At 44.6% G+C, this 25,121-nt stretch carries 25 protein-coding genes, 3 pseudogenes and 1 riboswitch; of the genes and pseudogenes, 20 read left to right on the top strand and 8 right to left on the bottom strand.

The features are described 5' to 3' along the window. Positions 1 to 10: 10 nt before the first annotated feature. The 3 genes from JCM21738_RS07205 (at position 11) to JCM21738_RS07195 (ending at position 1,036) form a co-directional block, all read left to right on the top strand. Positions 11 to 538, top strand: coding sequence for a QcrA and Rieske domain-containing protein (locus tag JCM21738_RS07205; RefSeq protein ID WP_023625612.1), 528 nt, complete (start codon positions 11 to 13; stop codon positions 536 to 538). Continuing rightward, positions 531 to 728, top strand: coding sequence for a hypothetical protein (locus JCM21738_RS07200; RefSeq protein ID WP_023625611.1), 198 nt, complete (start codon positions 531 to 533; stop codon positions 726 to 728). Before JCM21738_RS07205 ends, JCM21738_RS07200 begins: the two co-directional genes overlap by 8 nt. An 86-nt stretch (positions 729 to 814) precedes the next feature. Next, the gene (locus tag JCM21738_RS07195; RefSeq protein ID WP_023625610.1) at positions 815 to 1,036 is read left to right on the top strand and encodes a hypothetical protein; all 222 of its coding nucleotides are present in this window, start codon (positions 815 to 817) and stop codon (positions 1,034 to 1,036) included. A 54-nt stretch (positions 1,037 to 1,090) separates the two neighbouring features. Here the strand turns inward: JCM21738_RS07195 and JCM21738_RS07190 are convergent, their stop codons facing one another. After that, entirely contained in the window at positions 1,091 to 1,600 is a 510-nt protein-coding gene (locus JCM21738_RS07190; protein ID WP_023625609.1) for a hypothetical protein, read from the bottom strand. Between the two features lie 374 nt (positions 1,601 to 1,974). Here JCM21738_RS07190 and JCM21738_RS07185 point away from each other — a divergent pair, with 374 nt between their 5' ends. From JCM21738_RS07185 to JCM21738_RS07170, 7 genes are all read left to right on the top strand, one after another. Further along, positions 1,975 to 4,023, top strand: coding sequence for a dynamin family protein (locus JCM21738_RS07185; RefSeq protein WP_369385672.1), 2,049 nt, complete (start codon positions 1,975 to 1,977; stop codon positions 4,021 to 4,023). Beyond that, positions 4,020 to 4,718, top strand: a complete 699-nt coding sequence (locus JCM21738_RS27180) for a hypothetical protein (protein WP_369385671.1) — start codon at positions 4,020 to 4,022, stop codon at positions 4,716 to 4,718. The genes JCM21738_RS07185 and JCM21738_RS27180 overlap by 4 nt, the downstream gene beginning before the upstream one ends. A gap of 156 nt (positions 4,719 to 4,874) precedes the next feature. Continuing rightward, positions 4,875 to 4,982, top strand: a riboswitch (SAM riboswitch). Between the two features lie 103 nt (positions 4,983 to 5,085). Beyond that, a complete protein-coding gene (locus tag JCM21738_RS07180; protein ID WP_023625606.1) occupies positions 5,086 to 6,183 on the top strand; it encodes a sugar ABC transporter substrate-binding protein in 1,098 nt (365 codons plus the stop codon). A 263-nt stretch (positions 6,184 to 6,446) separates the two neighbouring features. Beyond that, complete coding sequence (locus JCM21738_RS27685; protein ID WP_439645992.1) at positions 6,447 to 7,253, top strand: ATP-binding cassette domain-containing protein; 807 nt, start codon at positions 6,447 to 6,449, stop codon at positions 7,251 to 7,253. A 1-nt stretch (position 7,254) separates the two neighbouring features. Further along, on the top strand, positions 7,255 to 7,428 hold the full coding sequence (locus tag JCM21738_RS27680; RefSeq protein ID WP_439645991.1) for an ATP-binding cassette domain-containing protein: 174 nt from the start codon (positions 7,255 to 7,257) through the stop codon (positions 7,426 to 7,428). A 17-nt stretch (positions 7,429 to 7,445) separates the two neighbouring features. Further along, positions 7,446 to 7,940 carry an ATP-binding cassette domain-containing protein gene (locus tag JCM21738_RS27675; RefSeq protein WP_439645990.1) on the top strand — a complete coding sequence of 165 codons (495 nt, stop codon included), beginning with the start codon at positions 7,446 to 7,448 and terminating at the stop codon, positions 7,938 to 7,940. Position 7,941: 1 nt separating this feature from the next. Next, complete coding sequence (locus JCM21738_RS07170) at positions 7,942 to 8,946, top strand: ABC transporter permease (RefSeq protein ID WP_023625604.1); 1,005 nt, start codon at positions 7,942 to 7,944, stop codon at positions 8,944 to 8,946. Between the two features lie 62 nt (positions 8,947 to 9,008). Here the strand turns inward: JCM21738_RS07170 and JCM21738_RS07165 are convergent, their stop codons facing one another. The 3 genes from JCM21738_RS07165 to JCM21738_RS07155 all read right to left on the bottom strand — a co-directional run bounded on the left by JCM21738_RS07165 (position 9,009) and on the right by JCM21738_RS07155 (position 11,636). Further along, complete coding sequence (locus JCM21738_RS07165; protein ID WP_023625603.1) at positions 9,009 to 9,788, bottom strand: formate/nitrite transporter family protein; 780 nt, start codon at positions 9,786 to 9,788, stop codon at positions 9,009 to 9,011. A 186-nt stretch (positions 9,789 to 9,974) separates the two neighbouring features. Beyond that, positions 9,975 to 11,189, bottom strand: coding sequence for an MFS transporter (locus JCM21738_RS07160; RefSeq protein ID WP_023625602.1), 1,215 nt, complete (start codon positions 11,187 to 11,189; stop codon positions 9,975 to 9,977). A gap of 99 nt (positions 11,190 to 11,288) precedes the next feature. Next, the gene (locus JCM21738_RS07155) at positions 11,289 to 11,636 is read right to left on the bottom strand and encodes a VOC family protein (protein WP_031308014.1); all 348 of its coding nucleotides are present in this window, start codon (positions 11,634 to 11,636) and stop codon (positions 11,289 to 11,291) included. Between the two features lie 194 nt (positions 11,637 to 11,830). Between JCM21738_RS07155 and JCM21738_RS07150 the strand changes: the two genes are divergently transcribed. The 6 genes and pseudogenes from JCM21738_RS07150 (at position 11,831) to JCM21738_RS22330 (ending at position 16,481) form a co-directional block, all read left to right on the top strand. After that, the gene (locus JCM21738_RS07150) at positions 11,831 to 12,652 is read left to right on the top strand and encodes a basic amino acid ABC transporter substrate-binding protein (protein WP_023625600.1); all 822 of its coding nucleotides are present in this window, start codon (positions 11,831 to 11,833) and stop codon (positions 12,650 to 12,652) included. 113 nt (positions 12,653 to 12,765) lie between these two features. Continuing rightward, positions 12,766 to 13,422 carry an amino acid ABC transporter permease gene (locus tag JCM21738_RS07145; protein ID WP_023625599.1) on the top strand — a complete coding sequence of 219 codons (657 nt, stop codon included), beginning with the start codon at positions 12,766 to 12,768 and terminating at the stop codon, positions 13,420 to 13,422. Continuing rightward, positions 13,419 to 14,140 (top strand): annotated as a pseudogene (locus tag JCM21738_RS07140) (amino acid ABC transporter ATP-binding protein). The gene JCM21738_RS07145 and the pseudogene JCM21738_RS07140 overlap by 4 nt, the downstream one beginning before the upstream one ends. 308 nt (positions 14,141 to 14,448) lie before the next feature. Next, a complete protein-coding gene (locus tag JCM21738_RS22335) occupies positions 14,449 to 14,637 on the top strand; it encodes a TetR-like C-terminal domain-containing protein (RefSeq protein ID WP_023625596.1) in 189 nt (62 codons plus the stop codon). 144 nt (positions 14,638 to 14,781) lie between these two features. After that, positions 14,782 to 15,971: pseudogene (locus tag JCM21738_RS07130) on the top strand (M14 family metallopeptidase). Between the two features lie 81 nt (positions 15,972 to 16,052). After that, a complete protein-coding gene (locus tag JCM21738_RS22330) occupies positions 16,053 to 16,481 on the top strand; it encodes a hypothetical protein (protein ID WP_023625594.1) in 429 nt (142 codons plus the stop codon). A 38-nt stretch (positions 16,482 to 16,519) separates the two neighbouring features. Here the strand turns inward: JCM21738_RS22330 and JCM21738_RS25520 are convergent, their stop codons facing one another. The 4 genes from JCM21738_RS25520 to JCM21738_RS22325 all read right to left on the bottom strand — a co-directional run bounded on the left by JCM21738_RS25520 (position 16,520) and on the right by JCM21738_RS22325 (position 19,598). Then, positions 16,520 to 17,029: a hypothetical protein gene (locus tag JCM21738_RS25520; protein ID WP_243462933.1), complete on the bottom strand. Its 510-nt coding sequence runs from the start codon at positions 17,027 to 17,029 to the stop codon at positions 16,520 to 16,522. Between the two features lie 68 nt (positions 17,030 to 17,097). Then, complete coding sequence (locus JCM21738_RS25515; RefSeq protein ID WP_243462932.1) at positions 17,098 to 18,570, bottom strand: M14 family zinc carboxypeptidase; 1,473 nt, start codon at positions 18,568 to 18,570, stop codon at positions 17,098 to 17,100. Between the two features lie 8 nt (positions 18,571 to 18,578). Next, a complete protein-coding gene (locus tag JCM21738_RS25510; protein ID WP_243462931.1) occupies positions 18,579 to 18,896 on the bottom strand; it encodes a hypothetical protein in 318 nt (105 codons plus the stop codon). Positions 18,897 to 19,154: 258 nt separating this feature from the next. Then, positions 19,155 to 19,598, bottom strand: coding sequence for a DUF948 domain-containing protein (locus JCM21738_RS22325; protein ID WP_023625592.1), 444 nt, complete (start codon positions 19,596 to 19,598; stop codon positions 19,155 to 19,157). Positions 19,599 to 19,849: 251 nt separating this feature from the next. Here JCM21738_RS22325 and nirB point away from each other — a divergent pair. The 4 genes and pseudogenes from nirB to JCM21738_RS07095 all read left to right on the top strand — a co-directional run bounded on the left by nirB (position 19,850) and on the right by JCM21738_RS07095 (position 24,936). Further along, a pseudogene (gene nirB, locus JCM21738_RS07110) lies at positions 19,850 to 22,274 on the top strand (nitrite reductase large subunit NirB). Between the two features lie 9 nt (positions 22,275 to 22,283). Continuing rightward, positions 22,284 to 22,610 carry a nitrite reductase (NAD(P)H) small subunit gene (locus tag JCM21738_RS07105; protein ID WP_439645989.1) on the top strand — a complete coding sequence of 109 codons (327 nt, stop codon included), beginning with the start codon at positions 22,284 to 22,286 and terminating at the stop codon, positions 22,608 to 22,610. A 105-nt stretch (positions 22,611 to 22,715) separates the two neighbouring features. Beyond that, on the top strand, positions 22,716 to 24,176 hold the full coding sequence (gene cobA, locus JCM21738_RS07100; protein WP_023625589.1) for a uroporphyrinogen-III C-methyltransferase: 1,461 nt from the start codon (positions 22,716 to 22,718) through the stop codon (positions 24,174 to 24,176). Between the two features lie 31 nt (positions 24,177 to 24,207). Continuing rightward, positions 24,208 to 24,936 carry a sirohydrochlorin chelatase gene (locus JCM21738_RS07095; protein ID WP_023625588.1) on the top strand — a complete coding sequence of 243 codons (729 nt, stop codon included), beginning with the start codon at positions 24,208 to 24,210 and terminating at the stop codon, positions 24,934 to 24,936. The last annotated feature ends 185 nt before the right edge of the window (positions 24,937 to 25,121 follow it).

The raw sequence follows: 25,121 nt of genomic DNA, 5'->3' as shown, positions 1-25,121 counted from the left end.
GGATTTGGCTATGAGTGATGAAAAAAAACAGACACATCATGAAGATGATAAAGATATGATCAAGTTGATCGATAATCTGAACAGGAAAGACGATGTCCATTTGAATAGAAGGGCATTTTTGAAAGCTTCGTTTGGTGCGACAGTCGCTATCGGACTGGCGACGACTCCATTCGGGATCTTCACATTCCTGCGTGATGAAAACGGCGAAGTGAAGCGGGTAGAAATCACAGACATCGATGACCTTGCAGTCGGAGAATCAAGAAACTTCAACTACCCAACGAAGAATGAACCGGCCATTTTGGTGAGGACACCGGAAGACAAATTTGTCGCGTACAATAATAAATGTACTCACCTTCAATGCCCAGTCTTTTATGAGCATAAGGAAAATGTCTTGCTGTGCCCTTGCCACAAAGGTTATTTCAATGTAGACAGTGGCCACCCGATGGCAGGACCGCCGCAGCGCGAGCTTCCAAAAATCCTTCTTGAAATCAAAGATGGCAAGGTGTTTGCAGTAGGGAGGGAAGTAAGGCATGGGTAAAAAACGTATAGCATTTTTCTCGATTTTCCTGTTCCTTGCCATCAACGTGTTCTCGCTATCCAATGCCATTGAAGGCTATTATGGCCATGAAGATACGCGAGTATATGGTGCGGTTATCGTCGCATTGATTTCCACGGTCTTGGCAACAACGGCCTTCTTCATTTGGAGAAAGGCAGAGTATAAAAAGTAAGCTGCTGGCGATGATAAAAGGAGAGCTCTTTTCTTAATGGAAGGTTGTCGAAACATTAAGAAAGGAGTAGAAAGGGAGGTATGAACGTGGTTTCCCAGTCTTTTTTTCATCACGACAGCAAAAAAGAATCAATCGAGGAAGTACTTGAAAATTCCGTTGAGATTGAAGAAGATTTAATGCGTACTTACTTAATAACAGCTGAACGAGTCCACGGCAATCCCGAACTGAAGGAACGCCTTGAGAACTTCGCGGAAGGAAATGCGAAAAGGACCAAGCAGCTGATTGATGAATTGAATAAAGACAAATAACGAAGCAGCGGAATTGGTCCGCTGCTTTTCTTTAGCTTTAGGTATGAGTGAATTTTAGCTAAATTGATTGGTCGGCACAATCTTGATGTTTTCCCCTTGGAACTTCCTTTCCCCAAATAGGGTGATCAAGGTGCAGCTGATGATCCTGAACGGGTTTTCAGCGATTTCATACTCAGCAAGCAGGCCGGATCCAAGTTCTTCGCCTTCGGGATTTAAAGCCTGCACATTCTGGCCTTCTAGTGTCCTTAGTTTGGCTTTCATCAAGAATATCTTCCACTCTTCCCAGTTCTTGATCAAATACGCCTTCTCACCGTTCTCCAGATAGCCCAGCTGGCAGCCTCTTTCATCGATGGCGGCTTCGTTACCATAGCTTAGCTCCATGATAATATCCCGTAGAAATTGAAATTCATCGAGGTCTAGATATGGGTCGATCTGGAATTCCACTTCGTTTCCCGTTTCCTTGATTGTAGCAAGCGTTTTGTTGTTCCTCATGACAGACTTGTTTTTGATATGTTCCGATTTAATATGTTCTAGGGGAGTACCCATAAGTTTCAAAATAAGCATAATAATCTCCTTTATTCGGGCGAGTTGTTAACTTCATTATAATGATTTTGCCCTATCTGCGGTGTGACAAACTTCATTGAGCCCCATAAAATTCGAATATAGTTCGAAAGATATAGGTAGCATCGCTATTCGACAACAACTGGCAAATAACTGGTTCTTTTATTAAAAAGATTACAAATTTTGCAGTGCTTGTAGCAAAACTGAAAGCCGGCTGAAATATTGAATGAAAAATAGTTTGATAGAATACAATGATAAGGTTTGAGGGCAAGCGGAAAAAGGGAAAAAGAACAGTTAGCTAATACAAATTTTTAATGCCTGAAGGAGTCCGAAGGCTCTTTTTTGGATTGATCATTATGAGAAGTCGGAGGAAAGTCATGACATTTGAAGAGCAATTAATCAAAAAGTCGTATTTTGAAACTTATATGGAATCAGGAAACAGGACACATCCCGTTCGTGTCCTTGGGGAGCTTTACCTTGAAGAGCAGAAGAATGATATGCCGGATTTGTCGTATATTCGTTTTGCACAGGGAGAGGTTTATTTTCACAATAAAGACTTTGAAGCGGCTATTTTCAAGTGGGAGAACATTACAAATGAATTCGAGCCGTGGGCGAAAAAGAACATGGGTGATGCCTTCCTTGAGCTTGGTCTGCTTACATCGGCGGAGGAGCTGTACCTGTCGATTGAAACAGAGAGCAATGTTTTAAAAATTGAGAGCGGCCTGCAGCTTTTATCGCTCTACATAGAGCAGGGCAAGCTTGAAAAAGCGGTTGCCGTCATCAAGAAATCAGTATCGCTTGATCCAGATTATCCTGGTGTAACGGAGATTGCCCGTGCTTTCTTTGAAGAGCATAATGACTGGGAAAATGCAGTCGAGCTGGCAGTCAATGAAGGGGTTCGCACCGGTTCGCCTAAGTGGTTCGACGTTTTGAATCAATATGTAGAACAGGGGCATACTGCTCAGTTCGCACCAGATTATTTTAACGAAGCATTATCTGTTCTTTTCCAGGTGGACAGAAGCCGATTTGAACAGTTGGCAGTATCCCTATGGGAAAGCTATAAGGGCCAAAGTTCCTACATGACATGGCTAAGGGAATTCAACCAATTGTTCAGCGGGATGGACGGCAATAGAAAAGATGGCTGGACACATCTGTCAGCGGTCTATCAGGACACCTATTTCGAGTTGATTAACGGAGATCGATTGATCAAGGAAATTTCCCCGTTGATCCCTGAATTGCTTACCAATTGGCTGAAAATCACCAGTCCTGATAACAGTCTTGTATCGGCATCATCTATTATTGCGTGGAATGAGGTATTTCCAGGGACTATCACCTCGTCTGCGATTCACGATGCCGAGAATCTTGTGCTGAATTCGCGCGAGTACCATGATGGCTACGAGGATAGCATGCAGCTATTCAAAATAATCATTGAATGGGCAGAGAATCATGAGATAGAGGTCGGCAACAGGATTAAGTGGATGGTCCAGGAGCTGCAGGAATCCAATGTTCATAATCTGTTGATCGCCGGTATAACTGGCAATGGGAAGTCCTCCTTCGTCAATACCATTGTTGGGGAAGAGCTGATCACATCACCAACTGCTGCTGTCATCAGGTTCAAGAATGAGGAGAATCCGGAAATCCAGGAAATTACAGATACAGACGTCCGCCAGATCACGGATATCGAGGACTTCAAGGAAGCGGCAGGAGTTCGCCGTCAGACCCACAAGAATGAAACAATCATTGATTTCAAGGCTGAGTTCCCATTCTTGCGGGAACACGCACTGGCATTGATTGATACTCCAGGGATCAACAGTAATAACTATGACAAGCATCCATTGTACAATTACTTGAGATTTGCTGATAGTCTGCTTTTCGTGCTCAATGCGAATAATCCTTTTACTGAAAAAGAAAGGGAAATCCTCTCGAAAATTTCAGAGTACTTCCCGGATCTGCCTATACACTTCTTGTTGAATAAAATAGATGTGATATACAGCCAGCAGGAGGCAATTGATGTTTTTGACCAGACATGGGCTGAAATCAGCCAATATTATCCTGATTCAAAAATGTTTGCTTTCTCATCTAACTATGATAAAGGCAAGCAGCTGAGGGATTTCTCTGATTTTATCCAAACAAACAGAAGCACAGTTGACTTCGAGCAGGAGCGTACAGCAAAACTGCAATTCTTTGTTAGAAGGGCGATCACGTATTTGCTTGATAAACGGATTGAAATTGAGAATAATCATATGGAATCAATCAGCTGGAATGAAGAAATGGTGAGCAAGCTTAACGGCGCCATCAACAGCTGGGAGATATTGAAGAAGAGAAGTCAAGTTCCATCCAGAAATCATACCGAAAAATCAAGGATCAAACCCGTGCGGAAATCATTGAGAAGATCCCGGAAATTCTGCGAGGCTGCTCTGAGTTGATAACGGAAGAGAGTGATTTCGGAAAAATTCATGCTGAAATGGATGAAGAAATGAACAAGAGAATCCAGGAATATCTCAATGGAACCGTTCTGCCGAAATTCCATGAAGATTTAGGAGGGTGGATTCAACATTCGAAGGACGAATTCGACCAAAGCCAAAACTATTTGAATGAAATGGCTGAGGGCTTTAATGCCATGTATGGAGATGAGCGGATCAGCCTCGACTGTGATTTCAGGGTGCTTGATGACTGGCGCCGCGATGCAGACCGGATGACTAACGGTGTCCACTATGAAAAGGTCAACATCATGAACCGCTCGACGCCGCAGCAGTTCTTCTTGAAGAGCGCCGGCAAGCTGCTCGGAGTGCTGCCGCAAAACAATGCGATGCTTTATAACAGATACAAAACCTATCTCGAGACTGAGGATTATTATGAAATCGGCGTAACCATCGCGAAAAGATTCCTGCAGCAATTCGAGATTTTCGAAAAATCAATTGAACGCGATGTGAATTTGTTCTTCAAGAACCCATTCAAAGTACTTGAAGTAGCAGTAGAAGAAGCCAAGTCTGAAATCAAATATGGGAAGAACGAACTTGAAAAAATGCGAATCAACCCTGAACTGTACCGTGACCCATTGACACTGTATGAAGTGAAACTCCGCCAGTTTGAGTGGATGACCGCGGCAGGCAGGGGATAATCGAAAAAGGAGGATCCTGATTTTGGGGTCATCCTTTTTTGCTGGATACGAAAAAAAAAAGAATAAAATTAAATTTTCATAATAATATTGACAATATGAGTATAGGAGTTTAAAGTGAGATTTATCGATTTGCAACATTAACTTAATAAAGAAATTCTCTTATCAAGAGTGGCAGAGGGACTGGCCCTGTGACGCCCAGCAACCGTTCCAAATGGAATTGGTGCTAAATCCTGCAAAACAAGTATTTGTTTTGAAAGATAAGAGAGGAAACCGACCTTTGTATTCTACTGCGTTTGAAACCTCTCTTTTCTGAGAGGTTTTTTATTTGAGTTTGCTAAGCAGATCAATCACAAAGGGGGAAAATCAGATGAAAAAAGGAATTAAAAAGGTATTTTTAAGTGCAGTTGCTTCAGCATTGCTGCTTACAGGATGCGGCGGTGGAGAGACGAAGACTGCCAGTGGTCCGGTAGAAGGAGTGCCGGAGAGATTTGCCAAAGGCGAGGAAGTTAAAATCAAAGTGATCCGCAAGATCGGCGGAGATGACCATACAGCGCAATTTTTAGCCGGAGCGAAGGCTGAAGGTGAAGCGCTTGGCTTCAAGGTAGACGTCTTCACAGCGAATGGAGATACAGCCAAATTCCATGACGCGATCAACCAGGGGCTGCAGCAGGACTATGATGGATTCATCATTTCCCATGGAGATGACGCAGCAACGGTAGACGATGTGAAAAAGTTAGTTGAAAAAGGCAAAAGCGTCGTAACTTTCGATTCAAATCCTGATCTGGCTCAGGTAGAAGGCGTCACACTAACATCCCAGGATGATGAGGCTCTCGCAACGCAGGCACTGGACCAGCTTGTGAAGGACCAAAATGGAGAAGCGAAAATTGTCTACCTATGGGTCGATGGCTTCCCTCCAATGGTTAGAAGAAATAAAGTTTACCAGGAAACCTTAAAGGCGAATCCAGGAATCAAAGAGGTTGAGAGATTCGGAGTAGCGGCTGCAGATACAAGCGTCCAGACACAAAACGCAGTATCCGCAATGCTGAACAAGCATCCAAAAGGAGAAATTGACGCGATCTTCGCAACATGGGACGCTTTTGCGATCGGCGCAGCTCGTGCCATCAAGGAAGCAGGCCGCGATGAAATCAAGATTTACGGAATTGATGTATCCAATGCTGATCTGCAGGAAATCCAGGGAGAAGATAGCCCATGGAAATACACGGCTGCCGTTGATCCGAAGCTGATTGGAGAAGTGAATATGAGATTGCTTGCGAAAAAGCTGGCTGGCGAAGAAACTCCAGCGAGCTATGATCTTGAAGCGTCACTGATTTCACAAGAAGAGCTGCAGCAGTCAAAAAATCCGGTGAACATGGTCAATCTTGCTGAAATCATCGAAGGCTGGGGTAAATCTGATGCATTTTTGGAAGAGTGGATGGAAAAATTGAAGGAACACTATAAAAAGTAAGAAAAGAAGCAGTGAAAATGGTACTGGATTAATGGTATGGAAGTTTTTATAGCGGAAAAATTACTTTTATAGCGATAATTTCAGTTTTATAGCGAAATCCGAAATTATATAGCGAAAATTTCATTTTAATAGCGAAAAAGCGATTTTTATAGCGAACTGGAAATTTCCCGCGATTTTTTCCAGTTCAACAAACCAAACCGAGCAGACACTCTCAAAATCAAGAGAGTGTCTGCTTTGCAGAATGATAGAGAGGAGGCAACGGGATGAAACTTCAAATGAAAAACATCACCATTGAGTTTCCGGGAGTGCGTGCGTTGAATGGTGTGGATTTCAGTACGGAAACTGGCTGCATCCATGCGTTGATTGGCGCGAATGGCGCGGGGAAATCGACGTTGATGAAGGTGCTTTCCGGAGCGCATGATCACTACACAGGTGAAATCCAGCTCGATGGCAAGAAAGTCGAAATCAGGACGCCGGCTCATGCGCAGAAACTGGGGATCCAGACGGTGTACCAGGAGGTTGATACAGCGATCATTTCGTCGCTGACTGTGGCTGAAAATATCATGCTGAACCAAACGGTGCAGGCAATGGAAAACAAGCACTGGATTAATTGGAAACAGCTTTTCAAAGAAGCTGAGGCCATTCTATCCGGGATGAACCTTCATATTCCTGTAAAAAAGCTTGCCGGGGAGCTGACACTTGCCGAGAAACAGCTGGTCCTTATTGCCCGAGCGATTTCAAGTAAATGCTCATTCCTGATTCTCGATGAACCAACGGCTCCTCTCAGCCACACCGAAACATCTGAACTGTTCCGGATTGTCCGTGATCTCATTAAAAGGAATGTAGGCATCATCTTCATCTCCCACCGTATGCCGGAGATTTTTGAATTATGTGATGAGCTTACGATTATGCGAAATGGTGAGCTGGTCGTGAAAAAAGCTATTCCTGAAGTCGACACCCACCAGGTGATTGAATACATGCTTGGCCGCAAGCTCGAAGACCAATTCCCGGCAAGTCAGCACGTTCGGAGATACTCTTCTGGAAGTAGAAGGCTTAACAGCAGGAGATAAAGTGAAAAATGCTTCTCTCCATGTAAAATCAGGGGAGATTGTCGGACTTGCCGGCCTGGTCGGGGCAGGAAAGACAGAGCTGTGCAAAGCGCTGTTTGGCGCGGCACCAACAACGAGCGGAACCGTAAAGCTAAACGGGAAAAGCCTTAAACTGACCAGCCTCATGCTGCTGTAAAAAGCGGTTTGGCTCTTGTGCCTGAAGAACGGCGTAAAGAAGGAGTCCTTGTCGCAGAATCTGTCACCTCCAATCTTACGGCGGTCAACCTCAAAAAGTTCACCAGATTGCTAGGCTTTATCAACAGACGGGCAGAAAAGAAAACGGCACAGGAGTACATAAAGGCTCTTGGCATCAAGACTTCATCGGAAAATGCCAGGGTCGAAAATCTTTCGGGCGGGAACCAGCAGAAGGTAGCGATTGGCAGGTGGCTGATAGCGGATGCGGACGTTTATATCTTTGATGAGCCAACCAAGGGCGTGGATGTAGGCGCTAAAAGGGATATTTTTGAGTTGATTGCCCAGCTCGCTGCTCAAGGGAAGGGTGTCATTTATGCATCCTCCGAGCTGGCAGAAATCGTCGGCATCACGAACCGAGTTTACGTGCTTTATGATGGTGAACCTGTCAAGGAGCTTGAAACAGCCGCAACAACAGAAGAAGAACTTTTATTTTATTCAACAGGAGGAAGATAGGATGGAAGCGAAACTCCCATTGCAGCAAGAGCCAACGCCGAAGAAAACATTCGAACTGTTCCAGTTCCTATATAAATATGGGACGATATTGACAATCTTTGTCCTGGTCGCCATCTTCTCGGCAGTGAATCCTTCTTTTATCAACGGTGATAACGTCATTAATATCCTGCGTTCGATTTCAATCGTAACCATCATCGCGATTGGCATCACCATCTCGCTGACAGTTGATGGCTTTGATTTATCTGTCGGCTCGGTCGCATCCCTGTCCAACGCCATCGTCATTTCGATGTTCGTCTGGTTCTCGCAGAACACTCTGATTGCAGTATTATCCGCAATCGCGGCTGCCCTGATTGTCGGTGCACTTAACTCGTTGATGATTGTAAAGCTGAAGATTCCGGATATGCTGATGACACTGGCGATGATGTTCATCATCCAGGGAACAGCGCTGACTTATACGAAGGGCGCGACAGTTTCGGAAAATATGATTCTCCCTGATGGGAGCTTTTCTACAGGAACGATCAGCCCGTTTTTCGCTAAAATAGGGCAGGTTCCTTGGATTATCCTGATCATGGCGATAGCTGTCATCATTGTCCATATATTCCTGACGTACACAAAGCACGGCCGCTATATGTATGTGATTGGCGGCAATAAAGAAGCGGCACGGCTTTCCGGTATCCCGGTCAATCGCTATAAAACAGCTGCCTATCTGCTATCTGCTTTATTCGCGGCAATCGGGGGAATTGTGTTGGCCTCCCGCGTCATGACTGCGGAAATCAATGCTGGTTCGCCATATCTAATGGATTCGGTAGCCGCTGCTTTCATTGGTTTTTCCGTCCTGGGAGCAGGCAAGCCAAATGCATTCGGTACCTTTGTCGGGGCGGTGCTGATTGGCATTTTGCAAAATGGTCTTGTGATGATGTCTGTCCCTTATTATGCGATGGATATCGTGAAGGGAACCGTGCTGGCATTTGCACTTGGAATTACTTACTACAAGCAGAAACATTGATGAGCAAGTAAAAAAGCCGGGTATGGCAGTGGCCTAAATCCGGCTTTCCTTTTGTGGTAATCCTAATCTTCAAAAAATGGTCGATTCGCATAGTAATACATCCAGCCCATCATGATTCCTCCGCCAATCAGGTTGCCGATCGTCACCGGAATCAAATTGTGGATCACGCCTGGAAAAGTAACAGATTGCGGGTCGTCCAGGACCATGCTGATCGCAAAGGTGCACATATTGGCAATGCTGTGCTCATAACCCGAAATGAAGAAGCAGTAGACGAAAAACACCATTGCGAACATTTTTGCTCCGTCGCCCTTCATCGACATCGGCAGAAAGAACGCCAGACATACGAGCCAGTTACAGAGGATTCCCCGGAAAAAAAGCTCTGAAGTTGGTGCAAGTGTCTTTTTCTCAGCAACACTTAACAAGAATCCGTTTACGGAATGATCATCAAACAATCCCGTTGTGTAAATCAAAAAAGCAAATGCAGCTGCGCCAATGATATTGCCGATATAGCTGTAAATCCACATCCTGATCACCTGCACCCAGGCCATTTTCTTCCTGAGAGCTGCAAATGTATAGTAGAAGGTGTTACCTGTGAACAGGTCTCCTCCGCCATAGGCAATCAGGATAATGGCGGCACCGAAGGTAAGGGCAGCTATAGGGTAGGCAAAGGGCGAGTGTTCCACATAAAATGGGTTTCCTGTCTTGAATGCGACAATCACACCAAAGCCGATGAACATAGAAGCCAGGGCAGCCCTGGCCAGATAGCGTGTTTTGCTTTGTTTAAAAATTTTGTGCTTTTTTAAGGCCAGTTTCTCGACTTCCTGTAAAGCTTGTACTTCCAAATGAAATCACCCGATTTTCCTCATATAATATGAATTTTAATTTTCATGCATATGTAAATGATTCCCCAGACTGCGGTTAAAAAACAGTAATTCTTCCAACTGAGTCCAAATGACCTGTGAAGCAGGATCAATCAGGACAAATGAAAAAAGACTGAATCCGGTAAGATTCAGTCTTTGGAGGCATGCTTAAAATGTATCCCTGACGAACTGAGGATTGCGCTGCATCGAGGCAAACAGGACAATGCCGCTCACCAGCAGAAGTCCGCTTGTCAGGACGAATACTGAGGTGAATCCGAAGTATCCCGCAAGGAAACCGCCGAGCACTGGACCGACAATGTTTCCGAAGAAACGGAGGCTCGTGTTGTAGCCGAGTACCTCGCCCTGCATGGCAACAGGTGCTTCCTGTCTGATATAAGCCACCCTGACAGGGATAATGCCGCCAATGGTGATTCCGAGCAGGAACCGGATAATGACGAGCTGCCAGATGTTACCGACAAAACCGCCAGGCAGATAGATGATTGCCGACAAAAACAGGAGTACGACAAGTATTTTAATATAGCCAACCCGGTCGGCAATTTGGCCCCATTTCCGAGCCATTAACAAATTGCCTAGCCCTGCTGCCGAAAAGGCGATTCCGGAAAAGAATGCCAGATTTTCCGGTCCATGCAGCTCTCCCACATACAGTGAAAGGATTGGCTGGATGCTGAAATGGGCAATCTGCACAAGCATTGACATGAGGAGGACATTGACCATGATGGGATTTTTAAAAATATGCTGAAGAACTTCTTTGCGGCTATAATTTGTTTTTGTTCCTTTATTGATATCGACTCTGTATTCCATGACAAAGAATACGAGCAGACCAGAAAGGACGATGAAGGCCGAGGTAGATTGGAAGGTTGTCGCATAGCCTAAAGAGTCAGCAAGAACCCCGCCTAGCATCGGGCCGAGCAACGAACCTGTGATACTGCCTGTCTGCAGGGTTCCTAACACTTTGCCTGCTTCTTCCTTCGATGTCTGAGTTGAAATTAGTGCCTGTGATACAGGAATGAAGCCAGAGAATAATCCCATGAACATTCTTAGTAAAAATAACTCCCACACGGAAGTTGCAAATCCTAGCAGAAAGACGGCTAACCCCATCCCGATTCCCATAAAGATAAGAATTCTCTTGCGTCCGAATGTGTCACCCAGTCTTCCAATCACAGGTGAAAATAGAAAGGCTGTTACGAACGTAATACTGAATGTCAGGCCTGACCAGTTTTGGACATACGTTTCTGAAAAATCTCCAAAAGTTTCGATGTACAATGAGAGAAAAGGCATTACCATAGTCATGCTGCCGGCAATGAAGAAATTCGCGAACCACATGATCATCAAGTTGCGTTTGGCCTTTTGCTGCTGGGTCATTCCATCAACACTTCTTTCTCGGAACGAATATTTCGCTTTTCTAAATATGATACCAAATTTTTGCTCGATTGAAAACCAATCGAGCAAGCTGGGACTATTTTAACTGGTAAGCCATTCGAGCAATTCAATTCTATTTCCGAACGGATCATGGACATAAATCCTATTCGCGCCTGGAAGCTTGTCATCTACGATAAAATCAATTGCCAGTGTTGATAAATGCTGCTTTAATCCCTCAATACTCTCAATTTCAAATGCCGGATGTGCTTTGCGTGCAGGGACAAAAGAATCCTCAATTCCAATTTGACAATTTCCATACTGGAACCATGCTCCGCCTCGCTTTTTCAACTCTGCCGGTTTTTCAATTTCTTCAAAACCCAATACTTTTCCGAAAAATCTCCTGGCCTGCTCTTCTGAACCCTTAGGTGCTGCCAGCTGAACATGATCAATCGCTTTGAATTTAAATGCCGTATTGTATCCCTCCCTAGTGAAATCTTAATCTAAAAGGAAACTTAAGGAAATGACAAGGTATGAAATTATAAATATAAGTTTTCCTTATCATTTATTGAGTTATACAAGCCCAATCCTCTACATATAAATTATTAAATGTTATGTACGTTTTTTAAAATGAGGGGGAAGTAAGAATGAAAAAAAGATTCTTTGCGATTGTGATGATGGCAATCACAGCGCTTGTAGTGTCGGCCTGTGGTACAAGCAGCTCAGGAGGAACAGGATCGGAGGCTGAAAAGAAGGAATTAAGGGTGGTCACCGACGCAGCGTATGCACCATTTGAGTACATGGAAGGGGACAAGATTGTTGGGTTCGATATTGACTTTCTAAAAGCTGCCGCGAAAGAAGCTGGATATGAGCTGAAAATCGAGAATGTCGGCTGGGACCCTATTTTTGTGGAAATAAAAAGCAAGCGAGCTGATCTGTCAGTATCCTCAATTTCAATCAATGATGAGCGCAAACAGACTTATGATTTTTCCTTGCCGTATTTCTTGTCCACCAATAAAATTCTGGTCCGCGAAGACAGCGATATTAAAAGCGCAGCTGATCTGAAAGGCAAGGTGGTGGCTGTCCAAAACGGCACTACGGGCCAGGAAGCGATGGATAAGCTGCTCGGCAAGAACAACAAGGATATCAAGAAATTCGATAACAACAACCTGGCAATCATGGAAATGCTGTCTGGTGGAGCAGATGCAGTTGTCGCGGATAACGGCGTTGTCGAAGTATATGCCAAAAACAACCCGAATGAAAAATTGAAGGTCATTGAAGACAGCGGCAGCTTCGAGGCGGAATACTATGGAATCCTGTTCCCGAAAGGCACCGATCTGAAGGCAGACTTCGATAAAGCAATCAAGAAAATCGTCGAGAATGGAACGTATGAAAAAATCTATCAAGAATGGTTCGGCCAGGAACCAAATATGGAAATGCTGAAAGCGGAACAAGAAGCATCAGAATAACCACTCATAAACTATGGATCTTCGATGATGCGTAACTCTAGAAAACAGCGTTACGCATTTTTTTGTACATCACAAAATCTGGTCCCAGGCCTCGGGGCTTTGGAGGGCAAGCTATGGATTTTCGTTTTGATATTATTGTTGAATATACTCCTTATCTAATAAAAGGCACGCTGCTGACAATCGGGCTATCTTTAGCCGGGATATTAATTGGGACAATCCTCGGCTTGTTCATCGGTCTCGGTAAGATCCAGCGCCGAAAACTGCTGACATGGCCTTTTGTCTGGTATATTACTTTCTTCAGGGGAACCCCGTTATTTGTGCAAATATTGCTGATTCATTTTGGTGTCGTCCCTATGCTCATAGGGGAAACGAACGGGATTGTCGCGACAATCGTCGCCCTGTCCCTGAATGCGGCCGCCTATATCGCCGAGATTTTCAGGGCTGGGATCCAGTCGATCGAACGAGGGCAGATGGAGGCAGCCCGCTCACTCGGAATGACCCATGTCCAGGCAATGAGGTATGTCATTTTACCTCAGGCATTCAAGCGGATGATCCCGCCTTTAGGCAACGAATTCATTGTTCTTATAAAAGAATCATCACTCGCGGCGATTGTCGCGACTCCGGAAATCATGTACTGGGGCCGGGCGATGGCAGGTCAGTATTATCGCGTATGGGAGCCATACCTCACCGCTGCAGTGATTTATCTCATCCTGACACTATCGCTTAGCTTTTTATTAAATCTCCTTGAAAGAAGGCTGAAAACAGAATGATCAAAGTCGCTAATCTGAAGAAAGCATTTGGCAGCCACAAGGTTCTGAATGGAATAAATGTTGAGGTCCAGGCGCAGGAGGTTGTTGTGGTGATCGGTCCATCGGGTTCTGGGAAATCCACCTTCCTCCGCTGCATAAACCTGCTCGAAACAATAACGGATGGGCATGTGCTAATCGAAGATATTGACATCACTGATAAGGATTCTGATATCAATAAAGTTCGAGAAGAGGTCGGAATGGTATTCCAGCATTTCAACCTGTTCCCGCATAAGACGGTGCTTGAAAATATCATGCTGGCGCCGCTGAAGGTACGAGGTATTCCGGAACAGCAGGCAAGGGAAAAAGGAATGGAGCTTTTGAAAAAGGTAGGCCTCGAGGATAAAGCCAAAGCCTACCCGGACTCACTTTCCGGCGGGCAAAAGCAGCGGGTGGCGATCGCCCGTGCCCTCGCGATGGAGCCAAAAATCATGCTGTTCGATGAACCCACCTCAGCCTCGATCCGGAAATGGTCGGGGAAGTATTAGAGGTAATCAAACAACTTGCCCGCGAAGGAATGACGATGGTCGTCGTCACCCACGAAATGGGTTTTGCACGCGAAGTCGGTGACCGCGTCATCTTCATGGATGGGGGATTGGTCGTGGAAGAGAACGAGCCGGAAGAAATATTTGAAAACCCGCGGCATGAGCGGACTAAGGCGTTTTTGAGCAAGGTGCTATAGTTGGGTAAAGGAAGCCCGCTTTTTTTAGAGTCGGTGCTTCTTTTTTGGCAACTGGAGATAAAAGTCCTACAACTGGAGATAAATCTGCTGCAATTGGAGATAAAGTTGTGAAATCGTAAATAAAAGTTGTGTAACCGTAAATATATTGATCGCAACCGTAAATACACTTCGCCAAACCGCCTTCATTATACAATCACTTTGATGGCCTGCCGGGAATTAAAAGAGAACTGGCCATATATTCGCTTAAAAAACTGTACAACAGCCTGGAGAAGGAAGCGGAAGGCAAGTCTCAAGGAGACGAAGCCATCATGGCGTTAAGTCAGGCATATTTAACCTTTGCAAGAGGAAATCCAGGACTGTACGAGTTCGCGTTAGCAGCCCCTGATCCTGCCGTTGAGCTTGTTCATGATGCCGGCAAAAAAAACGTTGAACTCGTCGTATCTGCGGTTCGGCCTTTTGACGCTGGAACAAAGAAGAGTTTTCAGGATGCCGCTTGACTTGGATGAAAGCTGCAAGCTTGCAGTCACTGCCTTTATCTGCGGCTTGAAAAAATAAAGCTAATTTTCATCTTCTGAAATAGATTCCAAAGCGACTCATATACATAAGTATAGATGCAACTTTGAAAGTACAGGAGGCGCACTATGGATATATATGTGAGAAAAGGAGATTCCTTTTGGTATTTCAGCAATTTGTTCAACATCCCTCTCCAGTTAATCATAGATTCCAACCGTGATATCGACCCGAATGCCTGGATGTGGGGCAGACGGTGAGGATTCCTGGTTTTGCAGCGGTGGATTATCGGATCCGTGGAGGAGATACTCTTTGGAAAATTGCCCAAAGCAGAAATCTGCAGGTGGATGCACTGCTGCTGGCCAATAAGAATATTAATCCGAATGGGCTGTACATCGGACAGATGCTCAAGGTCCCGCTAAGAATCACCTGGCGAATTGTCGAGGGGAAAAAGAATTATGATTATTCTTCCCTGATGAGTGATTTGCGACGATTGGAAAATGTCTATCCGTTCATGAGGGTGCCCTCGATTGGCAACTCTGTTTTCGGTAAAACCATACCAGAAACATTGATTGGGAATGGCAATAAACGGGTTCACTATAATGGATCGTTCCATGCCAATGAATGGATCACCACTCCCATTATCATGACTTTCCTGAATGACTATCTGCTGGCACTGACAAATAAGTCCTCCATACGCGGCCTGTCCATGCAGAACTACTATGGCCAGACGACTTTATCGATTGTGCCGATGGTCAATCCGGATGGCGTTGATCTTGTGCTCAATGGGCCGCCTGAAGCAGAGCCATGGAATGAAAGAGTAGTAGAATTGAATAGAGGCAGCCTTGATTTCAGCGGTTGGAAGGCGAATATCAGAGGGGTGGATCTCAACGATCAATTCCCGGCAAAATGGGAGCTTGAAAAAGAACGCAATCCAAGCCAGCCAGGCCCAAGGGATTATGTAGGACCAAAGCCATTATCCGAGCCAGAAGCGATTGCGATGGCAGAAATGACGAGAAGACGCGATTTTGCCCGGGTTCTGGCTTTCCATACACAGGGAGAGGTCATTTACTGGGGCTTTGAAAATCTTGAGCCGCCTGAATCGGAGGCAATGGTCAATGAATTTGCGCGGGTAAGCGGCTATCAGCCGGTAAAAACGATCGAGAGCTATGCCGGCTATAAAGATTGGTTCATCCAGGATTGGCGCCGGTCAGGTTTTACAGTCGAACTTGGCTTCGGCATAAACCCGCTGCCGCTGTCCCAATTCGATGAGATATATGAAGAAGCCCTGGGGATCTTCCTAGCGGGACTTTATCTATGAAAAAGCAGATCACCTGAAAAGGTGGTCTTTTTAAATGTATTTATATGGTAAAATTAAAAGAGTACGAGAGGGGGGAGTTAATTGACTTATACAGGAAAAGGATCTAAAGATATTTTGCATGTAATAATCATCATGAGCGTATTTATCCTGCCAAATTTAAGCTATACGATCCGGATTTCAATACTTCTTGCCTTGCTGGTAATTACTTTACACAAAGTCCAATTAACGATTACCCCAGATCTCCTTGAATATAAAATTAAATTCTTTAAATTTATAATTTACCGTAAACTGCTGACTCTTGATAAAATCAAAAAATTAAAATTCGGCCGGATTGGCTGGTCGACTAAGAATGCAGTGGTGAAGGTAAGAAGAGGCATCAATTTCAGTGTTGCGCACTTTAACAGTGAACAGTTGATAGCTGAGCTTGAAGAATTCGCTCTGGCAAATAATATTGAGATCCAAAAAACGAAGGATTATTTGCTGCTGGAAAAATACTATTCTCATAACTAAAAAAGCATCGGGCAAATAACCCGATGCTTTTGTAATACTTATTTTTCAAAAATGCTGTTCGAAAGAAGTCGGAACAGGTAGTCGGTATGGTCTCTGAAACCAGCTTCCAAGCCGATCATTGTAACGTCCTTATCCTGTTCTTTCACGATCACTGCCTTGCCCTGAGCTTCACTATTATTTTTCCAGTGACCGGCTACGAAGAAGTCAGAGTTGTCGTCAAATGTTGCGGATACTTCATCGTTATCGGTGTTTTCATACCAGACAGGGCGGTAAACAAAGCCAAGGTCGTCCTCGCCATATCCTCCCGTCACACCTTCGCCGCTGTAATCAACCTTTGCAATTCCGTTGCTGCTGTAGCCTGCAACGACAATATCATCATCAGTTAGTCCCAATGTCTTTGTTGCGAGCGACGCACCGCCACCGACTGCGATATATTTTCCGCCATTATTTAAGAATTCCTCTACATTAGCTTTGAAACTATCAAACTGAGCTGGATATTGGAAACCAAATTCCTTATTGCCAGCGCGTGACTGCGTCTTGGCAATCAAGCCTTCCGTTCCGCTATATACAAATACATCAAAGCTGGAAAGACCTTCTTCGGCAACCTCTGCTGGAGTTACTTCAGAAACGGCGAAGCAAGTCGTTTAAGTGCGAGTTTTGTACCAGAGTGCGACTGAGCCTTATTCATGCCGCCATCCTTCAAGATTGCGACCTTCAAGTCCGCAACCTCAACCGCATCTGCCGGAACCTTTGCTGATTCAATATGCAGTCCGGATTGCTTTACTGCTGCTGAAATTTCGTTAGCAGCGGCTTCTGTGTAAAAATCGCCTTCAGAATCGCGTTTTACAGAAACGCCTTGCTGTAGAAGTGTATTCGCCAGATTTACTGCTTTGACGGAACTGTTTGGAATCAAGAATGGTCCTTTGCCGCTGACAGAGCCCTGTTCCTGGATCTGGTTCACTTTAGTTGCAGTTACTTTAAAATCACTTTGGACCGCAATTGCCTCGAAGCCCCAAAGTTCCGGCAGGCTCCATGCTGATATATCATACATGGCATCAACATCTTCAGTTATGTCCTCGCCGTCCCACAGCATTGTATTGACAAGACCGGCTTTTGCCTGATCCATTTTTACGATATATGTGCCTTTAGGGTAAGACTTTCCGTCAGCAGTGAACGCCTTAGAAGCCTGGACGACTTCGATGTCGTTTTTCTGCAGATGATTAACTGCCTTGCGTGTCACGGTTGGATCTTCCGAATCTACAGGCAGCACATAGGCAGTCGGAAAGAAGCCTTCCTCATGGAATGGATGATCAAAATTGATGCCGCGCTTGAACATTTCGATTTGGTCCTTGATCATTTCCTGCTTATTATCTGTAGCATTTTTCAATGCGCCCATGATGGCGTCATACATCCAGCGAACGCCGTCTTCATCATTTGTTGGCGCTTCGAGCGTGTGGCCATATGCCCCGTGGTACATTGCGTACATCGGAGTAAAGATTGGCGGATAATCATCCCAGCCTTCCGCGTCATCACGCTGAGGAATGTAGGTTCCTTCCATTGACTGATAGAGGCTGCCGGTAAAGCTTTCCTTGTTGGACATGATTTCAGTTTCCATTGCTTCGGCCTGATCCATTGCCCATTTTTCATATAGATCGTATTCATAATTTGGGTTGTGAGGGACCGTACAGGGTTCAATGAGACCCTGCTTGTTCGGTGCATAATTTTTTACATAGCCATGAGTATCAAGGAAGACCATCGGATTCCATTCCTTGATCAGGGCAACAGTTTCCTGGGTTTCCGGCTGTGACTGGGTGATGAAGTCACGGTTCAAGTCGATTCCTTCTCCGTTGAAGCGGGTAGCATCAATACGGCCATCAGGATTCTGGACAACATTAAAAATCAAGATATTATTTTCCAGGATATCCTTAGTTGTTTCGTCATTTTCAAGGGCAAAGCGCTCGATCAGCTGCATGACCGCGTCACTGCCGATAAACTCAGTACCATGGATGGAGCCATTGATCATGATTGGCACCTTGAAGTCAGGGTTATTTTCAATCCAATCCTGTGCTTTACCAGGGTTCTTGAACATTTGTTTTCTTAAAGCCTGAATCTTGCCGAACTTGCCTGAGTGTCAGGTGCGGCAATCGTAACGACATAAAGGGGCTGGCCTGTTGATGATTGGCCTTTCACTTCAACCTTCACACGATTGGATTGCTTCTCGATTTGAGCAAGCTTATCGCCGATTTCTGAGAACTTCATAAAATCATAGTTTTCGCTGTTGAATAAGCTGCCATTCTTTTCTTCGTATGCATTTACATAATTCCACTTTAAAGACTCAGCTAGCGCCGGAGTCCATGGAGAGGATGCCAGCAAACTTGCAGCTACTACACCAGAGATAATTTTTTTATGTTTCATTTATGTATTCCTCCGAAAAAAAATATTTGTATATTTATACATAATAATTATTAAATATTATTTCGGCAATCGTACAAAACTCCTAAATATTTGCCTTCGTAACATGAACCTTGATTTTGCTTGATTTTTACGTTGTTGGGAAATAAATCGGAATGAGGATATAGGAAGATAGTCACCAGGCTGAGGCAAAATAAAAACAGGGCTGGATGCCCTGTTTGTTTTACAGTAAAAGAAGTTAAATTTCACTTCGAGAATTGTCTAGCTCCCGCGCCTAGACCCTCGAGACACTTCGGTCCTGGCAATGAAGTCAAAGAACGACTTCACAGTCAGGCCCTCCAGCGCTTGTCGGGGCTGATCAAGGCGCTTGCGATTCCATTGTCTTGCTTTAAACTTCTGTTCAAGTTCAGCGACAGGTTTAGCAACAAGTGCGTTCTTGAATTCGACAGGTGTCTGTTTTACTGAAAAAACAACAGTATTGACAGCTTTCTTTTTCTTCTCAAAATCAGTCATCAGCTTCTGCTGCTTAAACTTCAGTGAATCGGTCTCTTCTTTGATGGCATTGGTTTTGTTCTGTACCCGGGTTGCAGTCTCTTGAAGACTATCAATCGTAGGCTTGACATCTTTATATGTTTTATATACAACATACCCAAGATAACCCAGGGCTGCCACGATAACAGCGATACTTATATAGACAATGATCATGAAGCCTGCCTCCTTTTACATTAATTTCATTACAAGTACAATACCCAATTTAAGCTTTAACATAACTGCTATTCCAAAGAAAGGTGGAAATTGCTAATTTTGAAGTATTTGTGAAATGGTACACAAACTTTGGTTGAAATGTGACGAACTTCACAAACGGGAGACTTAAATCACAATACAATTTAGACATAGAGGAAATATCATTAATGAAAACTCCGGAACAGAAGCTTTAACTATAGGAGGACAAAGAGATGAAAAAGAAATTAGTCATGATAGGAAACGGAATGGCAGGAGTAAGGACAATCGAAGAACTGCTTAAACTCCAGCCAGATGGATTCGAGATCACTATTTTTGGGAATGAACCACATCCTAACTACAATAGAATTATGCTGTCCACAGTCCTTCAGGGAGATAAGTCAATCGAAGACATCATCATGAATGATTGGGAATGGTACAAGAGTCATGGAATCAAGCTTTTCGCAGGTGAAGCTGTTGTCGAGATTGACAAGCAAAAGAAGCAAGTCATTTCCGATCAAGGACGCAAGGTAGATTATGATGAGTTGATTATCGCGACAGGTTCGAGCTCGTTTATCCTGCCGGTACCCGGATCTGATAAAAATGGCGTAGTCGGGTTTCGTGACATCCATGATTGTGAAATGATGATCAAAGATTCTAAGGCGTATAAAAAGGCAGCTGTCATTGGGGGAGGACTTTTAGGTCTGGAAGCTGCGAGAGGCTTGCTGAATTTGGGCATGGAAGTCGATGTTGTCCATTTGATGCCGCACCTGATGGAAAGACAGCTTGATGAAACAGCATCCGAAATGCTGAAAAAAGAATTGGAAAACCAAGGTATGAATTTCTTGCTTGAAAAACAGACCGCAGAAATTTTAGGAGATGAAAGAGTAACTGGGCTTCGGTTTTCTGATGGTTCAGAAATACAAGCAGATCTTGTCGTCATGGCTGTCGGCATCCGCCCGAATGTCCAGCTTTCCAAAGACAGCGGCATCTACGTCAACAGAGGGATTGTCGTCAATGATTATATGGAGACAGATGTGCCTAATATATATGCCGTTGGTGAATGTGCTGAACATAGAGAAATCGTTTATGGCCTTGTCGCACCGCTGTATGAACAGGGAAAAGTACTTGCAGCCAACCTTGCGGGGATTCCGGCTAACCCTTACGAAGGAACCATTTGCGGCACCCAGCTGAAGGTATCTGGCTGTGACTTGTTCTCAGCAGGTGAAATCGGCGATGACGAGGGAACTAAATCAATCAAGGTTCACAATGAGTTTGATGGTATCTATAAAAAAATTGTCATTCGTGACAACCGGATTGCCGGAATCGTGCTTTATGGTGACACAAAGGACAGCAACCGACTGTTCAGGATGCTGACGAAAAGAGAAGACATCAGCGGCATGACAAGCGTATCGATTCTAGAAGCAAGCGGATGCTGCGGCGGCGGTGGAGAAGCAGGCGATGTAGCGGCGATGGCCGATGACGAGCTTGTCTGCGGCTGCAATGGCGTCACAAAAGGAACGATTGTCGAAGCGATCCGCACAAATGAGTTGACTACTGTTGATGAAGTGGGTGGCTGCACGAATGCAGGCCGTTCTTGCGGAAGATGTAAATCGCTCATATCGGATATCCTCGCATACACACTAGGTGACCAGTATGATACCTCCGCGAAGAAAGCAGGGATTTGCGGCTGTACGACTTTAAGCAAAGATGAAGTAGTGGCAGAAATCAGGGAAAAAGGTTTGACCAATGTCAGGGAAGTCATGAACGTACTAGCTGGTCTCAGGAGGAAGGATGTTCAAAATGCCGTCCGGCAATCAACTATTACCTTGGAATGGTCCACTATGACGGCTATAAAGATGAGCGTGATTCAAGACTGGTAAATGAGAAAATGCATGCTAACATCCAGAAAGATGGAACGTACTCGGTTGTGCCAAGAATGTATGGCGGCGTGACGACTGCTGCAGATTTGAAGAAAATTGCAGAAGTTGCTGAGAAGTACGACGTGCCTTTGGTAAAACTGACAGGCGGCCAGAGGATTGGCCTGTTTGGTATCAATAAAGAGGACCTTCCGGCAATGTGGGAAGATCTGGGTATGCCATCGGGATATGCTTATGGAAAAACGCTTCGCACAGTAAAAACCTGTGTCGGCGAAAAGTTTTGCCGATTTGGCACTCAGGATTCAATGGGACTTGGAATCGAGCTCGAGAAAAAGTTTGAACGCCTCGATACACCGCATAAAGTCAAAATGGGAGTTTCTGCTTGTCCAAGGAACTGTGCGGAATCTGGAATTAAAGACATTGGCTTTGTAGGGGTCGATGGCGGCTGGGAAATCTATATCGGCGGCAATGGCGGAACAGATCTGCGTGCTGCGACCTGCTTGATACTGTTAAAACTAAAGAAGAGGCAATGGAAATAACAGGAGCATACCTGCAATACTACCGTGAAACTGCTGCCTATCTTGAACGGACTGCTCCTTGGCTTGAAAGGATGGGACTTAATCATGTCAAAGAAGTCCTCGCCGATGAGAATATGAGAAAGCAGTTGAACGAAAGGCTTGATAAGACTCTGGAGCGATATAACGAGCCATGGCACGAAGCGATCACTGATAGCGGCATAAAAGAAAAGTACTATCAAGTCCGCAGCGTAACAGTCGAATAGGGAGGATGGATGAAGATGCAGATGACAAAAGTGAGAATCAAAGTGGCTGATTATGATTCCCTGCCTGAACGGGCAGGGCAGGCAGTCACAGTAAATGGTGAGAACATCGTCTTGTTCCGGATATCCAATGGAGAGGTCAAAGCGGTTGAAAATCGCAGTCCCCACAGAAAAGGCGGAACCCTTGCCGATGCGCTCGTTAGCGGGAATTTTATCTACTGTCCAGTCTATGACCTGAAGATATCGCTGGATGACGGGAAAGTACAGGCACCAGATACAGGCGAAGTCAAAACGTATCCTGTTGAAGTAATCGAAAATGAAGTGTATATAACGATATGAAATAAGAGGGGGAACCTCCCTCTCAATTAAGAAAAGCTGGAGCTGGACACTAATCTAATCGTGAAAAGTGTACACGTTATGCAGCATTGAAAGGGCGGGAACACAATGGAAAAAGGAAGAGCATTTTTAGTCGGTGCAGGGCCTGGAGACGTACAGTTGATTACAGTTAAAGGATTGGAGGCCATCAAAAAGGCGCAGGTCATATTATATGACAGGCTTGCCAATCCTAAGCTGCTGGATTATGCTCCTTCAGACTGCGAGCTGATTTACTGCGGCAAGCTGCCGGACCGGCACGTCCTTCGCCAGGAAATGATCAACAACCTTCTTGTATCAAAAGTGCTTGAAGGAAAAATCGTTGTCCGTCTCAAGGGCGGCGATCCAGGTGTGTTTGGACGGGTAGGAGAAGAAGCTGCAGCGCTGGCCGAAAATGGCCTTTCTTTTGAAATAGTTCCGGGAATTACGTCAGGAATCGCTGCCCCTTTATATGCTGGAATTCCTGTCACACACCGCGAATTTGGCGAATCCTTTGCTGTTGTGACTGCCCATGATAAATCTGAAAATGGACAGCCAAAGCTGGATTGGAAAGGGCTTGCCACGGGCATTGACACCATTGCCTTTTACATGGGCATTTCAAATCTTCCATATATCAGCGAAAATTTGATCAAGCATGGAAAACCGGCCGATACCCCGGTGATCCTCATTCAATGGGGAACCTTTTCCAGGCAGCAGACTTTGGAAGGAACTCTGTCCAATATTGCCGCAAAGGCGAAGGAAGTGAATTTTACCAATCCGGCCATCACCCTTGTTGGAGATATAATTTCGCTTAGGAAAAAACTGAATTGGTTTGAAAAGAAACCGCTGTTTGGCAAACAAATTTTACTGGCGCGAACGGGTACTGATGAAAGTGAACTAGCGAGAGAGTTGATGAATCAGGGAGCAGACGTGATTGAATTCCCAAAATGGAAAAAGGTTACCGTTCCTGTAGACCAGGCGGTTGTTAATAGAATTTCTGTATACGAACAGATTCTTTTTACATCTCCTGAAAGTGTCAGGGAATTCTTTGAGATCATATTTACTGAAGGAATTGATATCAGAAAGGTGAAAGCAGACTTTTACGGCTGTTCAACAAAGTCTGTTAAAGCACTGAATGAAAAAGGCTTCTTTGCTGAATTGGATGGGAAGATGCCTCTGGCTGGTCAGCTGCTAATTGTAGGTGACAGCGACTTTTCACAGGATTATCCACATGCTGAAATGTTCATAACGTCCAGAAAGGTCATCGACGAACAATTCACACCGATTTTTAAAAGGGTACTTGAGGAAGCTTCTGTTAATACAATTGTTTTGCCAAGCAGCAGGGCTGTTAAAACAATTGTTGAAGAAGGAATCCTGAAGGAAATCATTCCGCAGCAGATACTGAAAACATCAAAGGTTGTCTGCATGGGAGTTAGGACAGCAGAAGCTGCAATAGAATATGGTGTATCTCCGAATGAGGTTTTAGAAGTACCCAATAAAACCGCTGTGATCGATTGTTTGGCCAGAAAAGAATCTGAACTGGCATTCGTTTAATGGACTTGTTTTTTAAAAGGAGAGAAAATAAATGGAAGCAACGGTATTCATCAGCCATGGCAGCAGAAGTGAGCAAGGAAACAAGGTGTTTGTATCGTTCATCGAGAAGGTAATTTCAACAGGGGAGAGTACGAATGCTGCCTATGGATTCCTTGAAAATGCTCGGCCAACCATTTTCGAAGCGGTCGAATCATGCATTTTAAAGGGAGCAACATCGGTAACCGTCGTTCCGGTATTGCTGCTTCCAGGAATCCATGCAAATGTGGACATACCGGACGAGCTGGAAAGGGTCAGACAAAATTACCCGGAAGTAGAGATATTCTATGGACAGCCGCTTGGTGTGAATGAAACGATACTGGAAATCGTCCTGGACCGTTTAAAGAAACAAGGCTTTTCAGGTATGAAGTCAGAGACTATCCTGCTCGTCGGGCATGGCAGCAGGAATCCCCTTGCTGCTGAGGGGTTTGTGAAACTGGCTGACAGGGTTCAGGAGAAAGTATCGTCTAAAGCTGATACTGGCTATATAACGACACAGCCATTCTATGGAGAAAAGCTTTTGGCAAGCGAGGTTCACAAGAAGGTGTACGTTCTGCCATTCTTGCTTTATACTGGCGGCTTTACTGTTAAAATGGAAGAAACAATAAATAGTATTTTGGTTCAAAATCCGGAGAGAGAGATTGTCCTGTGCGAACCAGTTGGCTTTGATGAACGTCTGGGCGAACTGCTTATGCAAAGAGTTGATGAAGCAAGAGCAAGGTAAACATAAAAATAGGTCCTCACTAATGGAATTGTGAACATCGCCAATAAAGTTGTGAAAACCGCCAATAAATTTTTATTTTCGCCAATAAAGTTGTGAAAACCGCCAATAAATTTTTATTTTCGCCAATAAAGTTGTGAAAACCGCCAATAAATTTTTATTTTCGCCAATAAAACTATGAACTCCGC

This window comes from Mesobacillus boroniphilus JCM 21738 (genome assembly GCF_000517385.1).
Taxonomy (GTDB): domain Bacteria; phylum Bacillota; class Bacilli; order Bacillales; family Cytobacillaceae; genus Mesobacillus; species Mesobacillus boroniphilus.
Note: the sequence above shows the minus strand (reverse complement) of the source record. Positions and strands in the feature narration are given on the sequence as shown.

Excerpts from the sequence above, each read along its gene's own strand:
- JCM21738_RS07205 (WP_023625612.1), top strand. The coding sequence starts at position 11 with ATGAGTGATGAAAAAAAACAGACACATCATGAAGATGATAAAGATATG.
- JCM21738_RS07200 (WP_023625611.1), top strand. The coding sequence starts at position 531 with ATGGGTAAAAAACGTATAGCATTTTTCTCGATTTTCCTGTTCCTTGCC.
- JCM21738_RS07190 (WP_023625609.1), bottom strand. The coding sequence starts at position 1,600 with ATGCTTATTTTGAAACTTATGGGTACTCCCCTAGAACATATTAAATCG.
- JCM21738_RS07185 (WP_369385672.1), top strand. The coding sequence starts at position 1,975 with ATGACATTTGAAGAGCAATTAATCAAAAAGTCGTATTTTGAAACTTAT.
- JCM21738_RS07180 (WP_023625606.1), top strand. The coding sequence starts at position 5,086 with ATGAAAAAAGGAATTAAAAAGGTATTTTTAAGTGCAGTTGCTTCAGCA.
- JCM21738_RS27685 (WP_439645992.1), top strand. The coding sequence starts at position 6,447 with ATGAAACTTCAAATGAAAAACATCACCATTGAGTTTCCGGGAGTGCGT.
- JCM21738_RS07170 (WP_023625604.1), top strand. The coding sequence starts at position 7,942 with ATGGAAGCGAAACTCCCATTGCAGCAAGAGCCAACGCCGAAGAAAACA.
- JCM21738_RS07160 (WP_023625602.1), bottom strand. The coding sequence starts at position 11,189 with ATGACCCAGCAGCAAAAGGCCAAACGCAACTTGATGATCATGTGGTTC.
- JCM21738_RS07150 (WP_023625600.1), top strand. The coding sequence starts at position 11,831 with ATGAAAAAAAGATTCTTTGCGATTGTGATGATGGCAATCACAGCGCTT.
- JCM21738_RS07145 (WP_023625599.1), top strand. The coding sequence starts at position 12,766 with ATGGATTTTCGTTTTGATATTATTGTTGAATATACTCCTTATCTAATA.
- JCM21738_RS22335 (WP_023625596.1), top strand. The coding sequence starts at position 14,449 with ATGGCGTTAAGTCAGGCATATTTAACCTTTGCAAGAGGAAATCCAGGA.
- JCM21738_RS25515 (WP_243462932.1), bottom strand. The coding sequence starts at position 18,570 with ATGTTCAAGAACCCTGGTAAAGCACAGGATTGGATTGAAAATAACCCT.
- JCM21738_RS25510 (WP_243462931.1), bottom strand. The coding sequence starts at position 18,896 with ATGAAACATAAAAAAATTATCTCTGGTGTAGTAGCTGCAAGTTTGCTG.
- JCM21738_RS22325 (WP_023625592.1), bottom strand. The coding sequence starts at position 19,598 with ATGATCATTGTCTATATAAGTATCGCTGTTATCGTGGCAGCCCTGGGT.
- JCM21738_RS07105 (WP_439645989.1), top strand. The coding sequence starts at position 22,284 with ATGAAGATGCAGATGACAAAAGTGAGAATCAAAGTGGCTGATTATGAT.
- cobA (WP_023625589.1), top strand. The coding sequence starts at position 22,716 with ATGGAAAAAGGAAGAGCATTTTTAGTCGGTGCAGGGCCTGGAGACGTA.
- JCM21738_RS07095 (WP_023625588.1), top strand. The coding sequence starts at position 24,208 with ATGGAAGCAACGGTATTCATCAGCCATGGCAGCAGAAGTGAGCAAGGA.